The organism is Flavitalea flava, from assembly GCF_054461575.1.
Genome location: NZ_JBTLQH010000008.1, coordinates 168,975 through 182,728, shown reverse-complemented (window position 1 = coordinate 182,728; position 13,754 = coordinate 168,975). Strand labels below are relative to the sequence as shown.

The window sequence follows — 13,754 nt, the reverse complement described above, 5'->3', positions numbered from 1 at the left end:
TAAGGGAAGAGATCAGGATCTGAAATCGGGAAAAGGAATCAGGATCAGAGATTGGGCTCTGACCCTTGATTCTCAGTATATAGGTCAGGATCAGAATGAATAGATAGCAGCCAAAAGGAAACTACCGCCTGATTTGGTAGCGGTCCCATCCTTCTTAGTGAAAAGGTTCGTGCTCCCGTTGTCATAGCGGAACTCCGGGATAAATGTGAATCCGTCCACTTTAAAATTGGCGGAAAGGGTATTGGCAAATACCTTATTTCCAGCGCCGGTTTCAACATCGTGGATCTTCACACCGTCTTTGTCGCTGAAATATTCGCTGCGCAGTGTCAGGCCGAACCAGGGCTTGGGATCCAGGTTAAGGTAAAGGGCTGCACCCCACCAGGTATGACCGGCAGCATAATTGTCGACAGGGCTGCTGGATTTGTTGACGGTACCGTTCAGTCCAACACCGAAGATGCTGCTTGCTTTAGCATTGATCACGAGATCATACTGATGCACCTTGTTGTCGAAGGCATCTTTGCCACCAACATAGTTCAGGAACAATTTGAAATTATCGCTCGGCGCATAGCTGTACTGTGCGATGAGGTTCTTATTACTCTGCAGACTGTCAGGAACACTCCTGAAATCGGTAGGATTGGATACTCCGACCATGATCCCGCTTTTTCCTACGGTAAAGTCTGCCCTTAAACCTGTATGGGAGAACGGACCATTGGTGAACATATAGGACATGCTATAGTTACGGTTGGCATAAGCATCCAGCACTTCATAACCGACATGTGTAGCCCAGGTACCACCGGTAAATTTGACCCAGGCGGCCGGCGAATAACTAATGTACAATTGTTTGACTGCCTGCATAATTCCATCGTCGGTATATGCGAAATCCTTTGCGCGCTGACCAAACCCGAGGTCGGCGACCATATCCAATTTGGCTGTCTTATGTTCCAGTTTGACGGAGGCCATCCCGATCCTGAACTGATCGTGGGAACTGGTGAAACTGGTCAGAGAGGTATTGTGCTTGTTAAAGTCATACCGGTAATAAACATCTGCGGATCCGGTGATAATCACGGCCGGAGGCGTTACAGGGGCGGCGGCTTTGGCAGCCGTGTCGGTAGTTGTTTGTGCACTCACGGAAAACGAGCTGGCGATGGCGATGGCGGTAAGGGACAAAGAAAGATTCCTTAGCATTGCTATTGGTTTTGGTTAAGTAATAAGAGTCTGGCCGGAATGGTTTAGCGAATTCCCGGATCTTGGATTTAGGAGAGAAAGATCATACACCGAAAAGTCCCGGGTCTTGCTACCGAAGTTTTCACGATGAATAAAAGGCCTTTCATATTAAAAAAATAAATAACTGATGTCCGTTATGCTAATATATATCAAAGCAGAAGGTTTCTAGTATATTTTGTTATATAAAATAAAATGAAATATGTTTAAAAATTATGCATTTTTAAGTCGTAAATTGTTGATTATAAATTCAATATAAATAAATTATAAATTTTCGGCCGTTTAGAAATATCGAAGTTGTTTAAAAAATGAATGAAAATTTATGCATTTGTTTAATAGAAAACAGTGTTTTTTTCTCATGGGATGCTTAAATTTTTCATATATTTTAAAAACTAATAAGAAAAAGTCCTGACTTATTTTCAGAGAAGCCTTATGGCTCCCGATAGGGTGATCGGATATGAGAGGAAGTCGGGGGAGGAAGGGTAAGGGATTACAAAAGTTTAGCAAGGGATGAAAAGAAGTTCCGGTATGGCTGTGGAGGGGCTGCCGGGGGTGGAAGATTGAACTTGCCGGCAATAAAAAACGCCCCGGAAATTGCTTTCCGAGGCGTTCTTTTGAAAGAGCCCGCTCTTTCATTTATTGGAGGAGATATTTTCCTGTTCCGGACTGGCGATCTTTTCGCCTGTCGGGTTCTTTTCGAAGTAGATCCGTACCGGTTCTTATAAAGCGATCAGGCTCTGATCCCTTCTTTCGAGCAGAGACTGTCCCACCAGGTATTCATCCACTTTTCTTGCTGCTTCACGGCCTTCACTGATGGCCCATACTACCAGGGATTGACCCCGGCGCATGTCTCCGGCCGTGAATACTTTGGCAATATTGGTCTGGTAATCTTTTTCGGAAGCTTTTACATTTCCCCGTTCATCGAGTTCGATCCCGAGTTCATTCAGCAAGCCTTCATGCTGCGGATGTACAAACCCCATGGCAAACAGGGCCAGTTCGCAGGGGATCTCTTTTTCACTGCCTGCCACTTCCACGAATTGGGCGGCCCGGCCATCATCGGTCATCTTCCATTCAAGGGTCACGAGTTTCAACGCTTTCAGATTGCCTTTCTCATCTCCGATGAATTCCTTGGTGGCTACTGCCCAATGTCTTTCCGCCCCTTCCTCATGCGAAGAAGTAACTTTGAGCGTTAGGGGGTAGGAGGGCCAGGGCATATAGGATGTCCGGGAATCAGGTGGTTTGGGTAACAGTTCGAACTGTGTGACGGATTTCGCCTTATGCCGGTTGGAAGTACCCACACAATCACTGCCGGTGTCGCCACCTCCGATCACCACTACATTTTTATTGGTTGCCCAGATATCTTCTCCTTCGGGATCCAGATTGCTGACGCGTTTGTTCTGTTGTTTGAGAAAATCCATCGCAAAATGGACACCCTTAAAATGCCGTCCTGGAACGGGCAGATCCCTGGGGATGGTAGAACCTCCTGCCAGAACGATGGCATGGAATTCCCGCAAAAGATCATTGATACTTACGCTAACCCCTACATTGGCATTACATTTAAAGACAATGCCCTCTTCTTCCAGGAGTTTGATACGTCTGGCCACTACCCATTTCTCCAGTTTGAAATCGGGGATGCCATAACGCAGTAAACCACCGGGTTCATCATCACGTTCGAAAACCGTTACGGAATGACCCGCTGCATTCAGCTGATCGGCCGCGGCTAAACCTGCGGGACCGGAACCAACGACAGCCACTTTTTTTCCTGTTCGCACAGAAGGCTTGCGGGCTTTGACCAGACCTTTTTCGAAGGCTATTTCAATGATATGTTTCTCGATCTCCTCGATGGCTACCGCGGGCTGGTTGATCCCCAGCACACAACTGCTTTCACAGGGAGCCGGGCAGATGCGGCCGGTAAATTCGGGGAAATTATTGGTGGAACTAAGGATATCATAGGCTTCCTGCCAGTTCTGACGATAAACGGAGTCATTGAATTCAGGAATGATATTTCCCAAGGGACATCCGTTATGGCAGAAAGGTATGCCGCAATTCATACAACGTGATGCCTGGTGATTGAGTTTTTCCCCTGAATAGGATAACACAAATTCCTTATAGTCTTTTCTTCTCTCCTGTACAGGCCGTTTGGAGGGTAATTCTCTGGTGAATTCCAGAAATCCGGTTGGTTTGCCCATTGTCTGCTTGTTTGAAAATTTGGTGATAAGGCTGCTTGGAACCGGACGGGATCCTGACCACAGAGAACAACGGAGTGGCTGAGTCACACATGAGAGCCGACTCCGCGTTCTCAATGATTTTTATTCGTTGATCTGTTCTCTGTGGCAGGCCGTCAGGGTCATTATGAATTCACCTTTTGTTTATGACTTTTTTCCAGTAATACTTTTTTGTAATCCTTAGGGAAGACTTTTACGAAATTCTTCAATTGGTTCTCAAAATCATCCAGTACGAATTTGGCCACCGAACTTCCCGTGTAGGCGTAATGCCGTTGGATCATATCCTTTAATTCTGTGCCATCGCTTTCTGCGACCGGATCCAGATCGACCATTTCCTGGTTGCAAAGTGCAGGGAACTGGCCTTTTACATCATAGACATAGGCGATCCCTCCACTCATACCTGCCGCAAAATTCCTGCCGGTATCGCCAAGGATGACTACACGTCCTGCAGTCATATATTCACAACCATGATCTCCGACACCTTCGACCACCGCTTTCACCCCCGAGTTACGCACGGCAAAACGTTCACCTGCTTTACCCCGGACGAAGGCTTCTCCCGAAGTGGCTCCATAGAAGGCTACGTTGCCGATGATACTGTTCTCTTCCGGTACGAATGCCGCAGAAGGAGAAGGGTATGTGATCAACCGGGCTCCGGACAGGCCTTTGCCGAAATAATCATTGGCGTCTCCTTCCAGTTCCAGCGTCACCCCCTTGGTGTTAAACGCTCCGAAACTTTGACCGGCAGTACCCGTGAATTTAAAATGAAGGGTATCTTCCGGTAAGCCTGCCGATTTGTATAGTTTGGAAATCTCGTTGGACAATATAGTCCCAACAGTCCTGTCCGTATTTTTTATGTTGAACGAGGCGAATACTTTTTGCTGGTGTTCAAGGGCGGGTTTGGCTGCCTCCAGTAATTTCCAGTCCAGGACATCTGCCAATCCGTGATCCTGATCTTCCTGTTTGTATAAGCCGGTGTACATGGAAACCGGTTCTTTATAAATGATCGGAGAAAGATCCAGCTTGCTGTATTTCCAATGATGGACATCTTCCCTGGCCTGAAGACAATCCACCTGTCCCACCATTTCGGTGATCGTGCGGAAGCCAAGTTCAGCCATAATCTCCCGCAGTTCCTGTGTTACGAATTTGAAGAAATTGACCACATGTTCCGCATCGCCGGTAAAACGTTTCCTCAGTTCGGGATCCTGGGTGGCGACACCGACCGGGCAGGTGTTCAGATGGCATTTGCGCATCATGATACACCCTTCCACTACGAGTGCCGTAGTGGCCAGGCCCCATTCTTCCGCTCCCAGCAAAGTGGCGACGGCGATATCGCGGCCGGTCTTCAATTGCCCGTCTGTCTGTAATACGACGCGGCTGCGCAATTTATTTTTTACCAGGGTCTGATGAGATTCGGCAAGACCGAGTTCCCAGGGCAGGCCTGCGTGTTTGATCGAACTTATGGGAGAGGCGCCCGTTCCTCCGTCATTACCGGAGATCAAAATGACATCCGATTTCGCCTTTGCCACTCCGGCTGCAATGGTACCCACTCCGGCTTTGGAAACCAGTTTGACACTGATCCTCGCGGCACGATTGGCATTTTTCAGATCGAAGATCAACTGAGCCAGATCCTCGATGGAATAGATGTCGTGATGGGGCGGGGGAGAGATAAGACCTACGCCGGGGGTGGAATGACGCACTTTTCCGATCCACTCGTCTACTTTATGACCGGGCAGCTGACCACCTTCCCCGGGTTTGGCACCCTGAGCCATCTTGATCTGCAACTCATCGGCCATGGTCAGATAATAACTGGTGACACCAAAACGGGCCGAAGCGACCTGTTTGATGGCCGAACGCATGGAATCTCCGTTGGGCAGCGTTTCATACCGCATTTCATCTTCTCCTCCTTCACCGGTATTGCTCTTGCCGCCAAGACGGTTCATAGCGATAGCCAGGGTGGAGTGAGCCTCGTGGGAGATCGATCCGAAAGACATCGCGCCGGTGGCGAAACGTCTGTAGATGCTCTCTGCAGGCTCCACTTCGTCTATGGAAATGGACGGGCGGTTACGTTTAAAGGAAAGCAGACTTCTGAGGGTCGCCGCCTTTTCGCTCTGCTCATTGACCAGCTTCGAATATTTTTTAAACGTGTTGTAATCGTTCATCCGGGTCGAATACTGTAACAGGTGTATTGTCTGCGGATTAAAGAGATGGAATTCGCCCTTACGTTTCCATTGATAAACGCCACCGACCGGTAGACGTTCTACCGGAACATCCTTGCGGCTGAACGCGAAGAAGTGTTTGGCCAATGTTTCTTTGGCGATCTCATCGAGACCCATTCCTTCGATTCTGGAAGTTGCGCCAGTAAAGTATTTATCTACGACGGACCGGTTCAGTCCAATGATCTCGAATATCTGCGCACCCTGATAGGATTGCAGTGTGGATATGCCCATCTTTGAAAACACCTTGAGCAATCCATCGCAGATGGCTTTGATGTAATTCTTTTTCAGGTGCTCGGTATCCAGATCTGTTTGCAATTTATCCATCAGCTTCATATCCCGGATGGTGGACAGCGCGAGATAGGGATTGATGGCTGTTGCGCCAAACCCGATCAGGCAGGCAAAATGATGCACTTCCCATACGTCCCCGGCTTCCACGATGATGCCTACCTGCCCGCGGAAACCCTTGCGGATCAGATGGTGATGCACGGCTGAGGTAGCGATCAGGGAAGGTATCGGCGCATGATCAGAATCGATCGCCCTATCCGAAAGGATAAGGACTTCGAAACCATCGTTCACGGCGTCAACAGCATAACGGCACAAGCGTTCCAGCCCTGCCTGCAAAGAGCCCGGTTTGCCGTCCGCCCTGAAATAGGTCTGCAGGGTCTTGGCCTGAAAGACGCCGGTATCGATGCTGCGTATTTTTTCGAGTTCGTGATTGCTGAGTACAGGATGTTTGAGGGCCACGCTATGACAAGCCAGCGGATCTTCTTCCAACAGGTTGGCATTTCCGCCTGCAAAGGCTGCCAGGGACATGACCAGACGCTCCCGTATCGGATCGATGGGGGGATTGGTTACCTGTGCGAAAAGTTGTTTGAAATAGCTACTGAGATGCTGCGGCTGATCGCTCAAAACTGCCAGCGGCGTGTCGGTGCCCATCGAGCCGAGCGGTTCTTTTCCATCCAAAGCCATAGGGGCAATGATCGCATCCAGATCTTCGGTCGAATAACCAAAGGCTTTCTGATATTTGAAGATCTGGTCGTGCTCCAGGTGGGTGAATAATACCCTGGGCTCCGGCAATTCTTCCAGTCTTATCTTATATTTATTTAACCACTCGGAATAGGGTTTCTGGGAACAGATGGAGCTTTTCAGTTCATCATCGCTGATGATCCTTTCCTGTTCCAGGTCCACCACGAACATTTTCCCGGGTTGCAGTCTTCCTTTTTCCTTGATCAGTTTGGGATCGACAGGCAATACGCCTGTCTCCGAAGCCATGATAACCCTGTCATCGGTAGTAACGCAGTACCGGGAGGGACGCAGACCGTTACGGTCGAGGGTGGCTCCGATTATTTTTCCATCGGTAAAGGAGATGGATGCCGGACCATCCCATGGCTCCATGATAGAGGCATGAAACTCATAGAATGCCTTTTTCACCGGATCCATTTGTTCGTTGCCATCCCAGGCTTCGGGGATCAGCATCATCATCACATGCGGTAAGGACCGTCCGCAAAGGGTCAATAATTCAATGACATTATCCAGACAGGCAGAATCCGATTGCCCTTCCGATATGATCGGCAACAGCATATCCATTTCTTCCTTGGAGAAATAGGGAGTGGTAAATCCCTTCTCGCCGGTCTTCAGCCAGTTCAGGTTACCCTGCAGCGTATTGATCTCTCCGTTATGGGCGATATAACGGAAGGGCTGGGCCAGTTTCCAGGAAGGGAAGGTATTGGTGGCAAAGCGGGAATGCACCAGGCCAAAGGCCGAAACAACCCTTTTGTTGGCCAGGTCAGGGAAATAAGGTCTTACCTGACCGCTGGTCAATTGTCCTTTGTAGACAACCGTTTTATAGGATAAAGAGGCTACATAAAATCCGATAGCGTCTTTTTTGATCGTATTGTTAATGATATGGCTGGCATAATTGCGCAGCAGGAATAATTTGCGTTCGAAATCTTCGGGTTGTTTGATATGGTCGGGGCAGGCAATAAAAACCTGTTCCATTTCCGGTTCTACCGACAGGGCCGTAGGTCCTATGCCTTCCGGGTTTACGGGTACTTTACGATAGCCCAGTACTTCAAGGCCCAACTTCTCGGCGGAACGGGAAAATACATCCCGGCATTCCTCTTTAAGGCGAATCTCGCGGGGGAAAAATAACATCCCGACTCCATACTTGCCGTAAGCAGGTAAATGAATGCCCAGTTTCAGGCACTCGTCGAAGAAAAATTCATGTGGCGTTTGAATCATGATCCCGGCACCGTCACCTGTGTTGTTCTCACATCCACAAGCTCCGCGATGTTCCATATTTTCCAGGATGGTCAATGCGTCTGAAACGATCTGGTGGGATTTGTTGCTTTTGATATTTGCCACGAAGCCGATACCGCACGCATCACGTTCAAACTCAGGGGCATATAATCCTTTATTAGCCATGTTAGACATCTTAGATTAGACTTTTTTCAATTTTTACGAGTAATCTTAGATTTTATTCTAAGAAGAATAGCAGGCAATCGCTTAAAATTACGTAAAAATTCATAATTATTGAATTTTTATCAAAAAATTGTTTGTTCACAGGGTTGAAAACTTATCCACATCATCTGTCCCTGTCAGGCCCGCCCACTATGGGTTGCGGGAATCCGAACAGGCCCTTGCAGGACGGACCCGGACGGCTTGAAAAGCGGCGCTGGGACCAAGACTGGATAGGCGCTTCCAAAGGGGACCAGGGGTCCCCAGGGGTCCCCGGCCGGACAGGCCCATCATAAACGGATTGTTCTGAAATGGGCTAAATTTTAAAAGCCCATGAAGAACAATCAGGAACAATCACACTAAATAACCGAACAGGGTATCGTCCTTATTCAGTTCCGTATAGGCAAAATGATGATCTTCCAGGTTTTTCAAAAGGGCCTGGTAATCTTCCCGCGATTTCAATTCGATCCCCACCAGGGCCGGGCCCGTATCCTTATTGTGTTTTTGCATGTATTCGAAACGGGTAATATCGTCGGTTGGTCCCAGCACATCATTTACAAATTGTTTAAGGGCGCCGGGGCGCTGGGCAAAACCAATCAGAAAATAATGTTTTAAACCTTCATATTGCAGGGATCGTTCTTTGATCTCCTGCATACGGTCGATATCGTTGTTGCTGCCGCTGACTACGCATACGACGACTTTTCCTTTGATCTCCTCCGCATAATCATCGAGGACCGCGATACTCAGCGCACCGGCAGGTTCCACCACGATGGCATCTTCGTTGTACAATTTCAGGATCGTGGAACAAACCTTTCCTTCCGGAACGAGGTGCATTTCATCCAGTACTTCGCGGCAGATCCGGTAGGTAAGCTCGCCTACGGTCTTAACAGCCGCTCCATCCACGAACCGTTCGATGTTCTTCAGGGTTACAGGGTGACCGGCCTTAAAGGCTTCTGACATGGAGGGTGCTCCTTCGGGTTCGACACCGATGATCCGGGTAGCCGGGGAATAGGTCTTGAAATAGGCGCCCGTTCCTGCGGCGAGACCACCACCACCCACCGGTACGAATAAATAATCGATATCCGGCTGGTCTTCCAGGATCTCAATGGCCAGTGTACCCTGTCCTTCGATGATCCGGGGATCGTCGAAAGGAGGGATAAAGGTCATATCGTTCGCTTCGGTATATTGTTTGGCCTTTACGGCACAATCATCAAAATTATCTCCGACCAGAATGATCCCGATATTATCTTCCCCGAACATTTTTGTCTGGTTCACCTTTTGTTTGGGCGTAATGACAGGCATAAATACCACTCCTTTTACACCCAGTTTGCTGCATGACCAGGCAAAGCCCTGGGCATGATTGCCGGCGCTGGCACATACCACGCCTTTATTTAATTGAGCGGGCGGCAAACTGACCATCATATTATAAGCCCCTCTCAGTTTATAGGAACGCACGACCTGGAGATCCTCTCTTTTTAAAAAGACCTGGCATTCATATTTACGCGAGAGATTATGATTATAGGTGAGGGGAGTTCTGTTGACTACCTTCCGCAACCGTTCGGCCGCCTTATAGAATTCCAGCCCCAACCCCTGCCATCCTCCTGCCTTCCCAAAAACGGGAGGGAAAGAAGCAGCGGGGTCGGGGACCAGTAATTCCATCGTATTTTTTTGTTCTGACATTATCCTAATATTCTAAAGGAACGCTCCTGCGTTCCAACCGAAGGTTAATCATTAGATAATTTTTAAGGGCAGGACAAATTTTATAAAAGGACTGCCCTTAAAAATTAATTGTTGGCCGCTTGTTTGGCAGAACTTGCCGATTGATTTTCGGGACGAAGACTTCTTACCGTCTTACCTGCCTGCCACAATTCGCTTTCCCTTAATTCTTTCAGTTCGGCATCCAGTTTTTCGCGATAATCGGCCTGACCGTTGGAATCGATGGAGCGCTGGGATTCTTTGCCTGCTGCTACGCTCTCATACAATTCTGTAAATACGGGAAGGGTAGCATCACGGAATTTCTTCCACCAGTCCAGAGCACCTCTTTGGGCGGTAGTGGAGCAGTTGGCATACATCCAGTCCATTCCATTCTCTGCTACCAATGGCATCAGGGATTGGGTCAGTTCCTCAACTGTTTCGTTAAAGGCTTCGGAAGGAGTATGTCCTTTTTTACGTAATACTTCGTATTGTGCAGCGAAGATGCCTTGAATGGCGCCCATCAGGGTTCCTCTTTCACCGGTCAGATCGCTGTATACTTCTTTGCGAAAATCCGTTTCGAATAAATACCCGCTGCCTACGGCAATACCCAGGGCGGTTACGCGATCCTTTGCTTTTCCGGTTGCATCCTGGAAAATCGCATAGCTGCTGTTCAGGCCACGACCCTGAAGGAACATTCTCCGTAAGGAAGTGCCGGATCCTTTTGGCGCAACCAGGAATACATCTACATCCTTGGGAGGAATGATGCCTGTTTGTTCGTTAAAGGTGATACCGAAACCGTGCGAAAAGTATAATGCTTTTCCGGGAGTCAGGTGTTTTTTTACGGTCGGCCATAACTGGATCTGTGCCGCATCGCTCAGCAAATAACAAATGATGGTTCCTTTTTCAAGTGCTTCTTCGATATCGAATAAAGTGGTACCAGGAACGAACCCGTCACGGACGGCTTTATCCCAGGATTTGGAATTCTTACGCTGACCTACGATAACGTTGATGCCATTATCTTTCTGATTCAGCGCCTGGCCAGGGCCCTGAACACCATAGCCGATTACAGCTACTACTTCGTTCTTTAATACCTGTTGAGCTTTGGCGAGTGGAAATTCTTCCCTTGTTACTACATTTTCTTCTACTCCGCCGAAATTTAATTTTGCCATTTTTTTTGTTTTTAAAAAAGTTGTTATTGTTTTAGTCTGAGCGTTTGCCGGTTTTTATTCGATTGTTTTTTAATAGGCCGATAGCTTTTTTCCTCAGCCGTTTGATCTTTTCTTTAACCGTTTGATCTTTTCCCCGGCAGATTGATCTTTGTTTGGCCGATTGTTCATCACATCGTGAACACTTCATCCTGTTTGTCCAGGAATTCATTCTCTACTACTTCTTCTGTAGGTTCGCTCAGCTCGAATTCCTTTAGTTTTTCATGGAAGCCATGACTGTCCTTTATGATCGCCACCCTGGCGCTGCGGACAAATTCGATCAGACCGTAGGGTTCCAGGAACTCGACCAATTTGTCGGTCTCTTCCCGTTGCCCTGTAGTCTCGAATACCGTATAGTCTTTACGGATCACGACCGCACGGGCACCATATTCCCTTAATAACCGTTCTACTTTTACCTTTTCGGCAATTTCATCCGTAGGAACTTTATATAAGGCCATTTCCTGCCAGATGATCTCTTCATTGGTATTAAAATAGGCCTTGAGGATCTCGACCTGTTTTTCGATCTGCCGGCAAAGTTTCCTGACCACTTCTTCGGTTTCGTTGATGACGATCGTGAAGCGGTGGATGCCTTCGGCTTCAGAAGGAGAGGTATTGAGGCTCTCGATATTTATCTTCCTACGGGAAAATATAATGGCGATCCGGTTGATCAGGCCAATCTGGTTCTCCGTGTAGACCGTGATGGTATATTCTTTTTTACCCCCCGCCCCCCTCAAGGGGGAGTCAGGTAACTCGCTGCTCTTATTGTTAGGTTCACTCATTTCGCTTCTTTTTATACGTTGAAAAATCTTTTGGTTAAATACCCCCTTCAGGGGGTTAGGGGGTTTTACTTCAGTCTGATCTCGCTGACGCTGCATCCCTGCGGCACCATCGGGAATACATTGTTCTCCTTGCCTACGAATACTTCCAGCAAAAAGGAACCTTTTTGATCCAGCATGGCCTGCAAGGCTCCCTTCAGATCTTTCCTGTCCGAGATGCTTTGCCCGGCGATGCCATATCCTTTGGCGACCATGACAAAATCGGGGCTGGCGATATCTACGAACGAATAACGCTTGTCATTGAAGAGCTGCTGCCATTGACGGACCATACCCAGGAAGCGGTTATTCAGGATCAGGATCTTTACATCGATCCCGCATTGCATGATCGTTCCCATTTCCTGTAAGGTCATCTGGAACCCTCCGTCGCCGATGATGGCTATGACCGTTCTTTCCGGAGCTCCGAATTTAGCGCCGATGGCTGCGGGAAGACCGAATCCCATGGTGCCCAGACCACCGGAGGTGACATTACTGCGGGTCTTAACGAATTTGGCATAACGGGAAGCAACCATCTGATGCTGACCTACGTCCGTGACGATCACTGCTTCTCCTTTCGTCAATTCATTGAGTACCTTGATGACCTCACCCATCGTCATTTCTTCCGTGGAAGGATTCAATTCTTCATTGATGACAGCCTCTTCCTCTTCTTTGCGAAAATCAGCAAACCTTTTCAGCCATTCGGGGTGGGTCTTTTTTTCTACCAATGCAGTCAGCAGGGGCAGGGTCTCTTTGCAATCTCCCCATACGCCGACAGTAGCCTTGATGTTTTTGTCGATTTCGGCCGGGTCGATATCCAGGTGAACGATCTTCGCCTGTTTGGCATATTTATCCAGACGGCCGGTTACACGATCATCAAAACGCATCCCTACGGCAATCAGTACATCACATTCATTGGTCAGTACGTTAGGGCCATAATTGCCGTGCATACCCAGCATACCCACATTAAGGGGATGATCGGTAGGCATCGCGCTGAGCCCTAATAAGGTCCAGGCTGCCGGAATCCCACTCTTTTCGATAAAGGCCTGAAATTCTTTTTCTGCCCTGCCCAGTATAACTCCCTGCCCGAATAATACAAAAGGCTGTTTGGCTTCATTGATCAGTTTAGCGGCTTCTTCCACATATTCCTTACGAACGATGGGCATGGGGCGATAACTCCGGATATGTTCACAAGGCGTATAGCCTTCATAATCGAATTTCTGGATCTGTGCATTTTTGGTAATATCAATTAGTACCGGGCCGGGCCGTCCGCTGGCAGCGATATAAAATGCCTTGGCCAGTACAGAAGGGATTTCCGTGGCATCGGTCACCTGGTAGTTCCATTTGGTGACGGGAGTGGTAATGTTAATGACATCCGTCTCCTGGAAAGCATCGGTGCCTAAAAGATGTGCAAAGACCTGTCCGGTGATGGCAACCAGGGGAGTACTGTCGATCATAGCATCGGCAAGACCGGTAACGAGGTTGGTGGCACCCGGACCGCTGGTGGCGAATACTACGCCCACCCTGCCTGATGTCCTGGCGTAACCCTGGGCAGCGTGTATGCCTCCCTGTTCGTGCCTTACCAATATATGTTTCAGTTTTTCCTGGTAATCATACAAGGCATCGTATATAGGCATGATAGCGCCCCCGGGATAACCAAAGATCGTATCCACTCCTTCGGCTAAAAAAGCTTCCAGTACTGCGGCGGATCCGGTAAGGGATGTAACGGGCGCCTTCTTTTTCGGCGCGGCTTTTTTGGCTAAGAGTTCTGTACTGCTCATATCTTGTGTTTTTGCGCTTTTCGTTGCGGTTCTTTCTTTTGGGCCGCATGTTCCAAGCTGAGATTTATTAAGTTTACCTACTGACGTTCGTTCTATTTATTGAATGTTCCTGTTTGATTAAACTTCATCGTTTGATTATACTGTT

The 13,754-nt window shown here is 48.3% G+C and carries 7 protein-coding genes; all 7 read right to left on the bottom strand.

The features are described 5' to 3' along the window. Nucleotides 1–90 precede the first annotated feature (90 nt). The 7 genes from ACX0G9_RS10460 to ilvB all read right to left on the bottom strand — a co-directional run bounded on the left by ACX0G9_RS10460 (nucleotide 91) and on the right by ilvB (nucleotide 13,609). The gene (locus ACX0G9_RS10460; RefSeq protein ID WP_459064844.1) at nucleotides 91–1,185 is read right to left on the bottom strand and encodes an outer membrane beta-barrel protein; all 1,095 of its coding nucleotides are present in this window, start codon (nucleotides 1,183–1,185) and stop codon (nucleotides 91–93) included. 755 nt (nucleotides 1,186–1,940) lie between these two features. Next, complete coding sequence (locus ACX0G9_RS10455) at nucleotides 1,941–3,410, bottom strand: glutamate synthase subunit beta (protein WP_459064843.1); 1,470 nt, start codon at nucleotides 3,408–3,410, stop codon at nucleotides 1,941–1,943. A 161-nt stretch (nucleotides 3,411–3,571) separates the two neighbouring features. Next, nucleotides 3,572–8,095 carry a glutamate synthase large subunit gene (gltB, locus tag ACX0G9_RS10450; RefSeq protein WP_459064842.1) on the bottom strand — a complete coding sequence of 1,508 codons (4,524 nt, stop codon included), beginning with the start codon at nucleotides 8,093–8,095 and terminating at the stop codon, nucleotides 3,572–3,574. 378 nt (nucleotides 8,096–8,473) lie between these two features. After that, a complete protein-coding gene (gene ilvA / locus ACX0G9_RS10445; protein ID WP_459064841.1) occupies nucleotides 8,474–9,799 on the bottom strand; it encodes a threonine ammonia-lyase in 1,326 nt (441 codons plus the stop codon). Nucleotides 9,800–9,903: 104 nt separating this feature from the next. Beyond that, on the bottom strand, nucleotides 9,904–10,983 hold the full coding sequence (ilvC, locus tag ACX0G9_RS10440) for a ketol-acid reductoisomerase (RefSeq protein ID WP_459064840.1): 1,080 nt from the start codon (nucleotides 10,981–10,983) through the stop codon (nucleotides 9,904–9,906). 167 nt (nucleotides 10,984–11,150) lie between these two features. Beyond that, on the bottom strand, nucleotides 11,151–11,798 hold the full coding sequence (ilvN, locus tag ACX0G9_RS10435; protein WP_459064839.1) for an acetolactate synthase small subunit: 648 nt from the start codon (nucleotides 11,796–11,798) through the stop codon (nucleotides 11,151–11,153). Between the two features lie 65 nt (nucleotides 11,799–11,863). Continuing rightward, nucleotides 11,864–13,609 carry a biosynthetic-type acetolactate synthase large subunit gene (gene ilvB, locus ACX0G9_RS10430; protein WP_459064838.1) on the bottom strand — a complete coding sequence of 582 codons (1,746 nt, stop codon included), beginning with the start codon at nucleotides 13,607–13,609 and terminating at the stop codon, nucleotides 11,864–11,866. Nucleotides 13,610–13,754 lie beyond the last annotated feature (145 nt).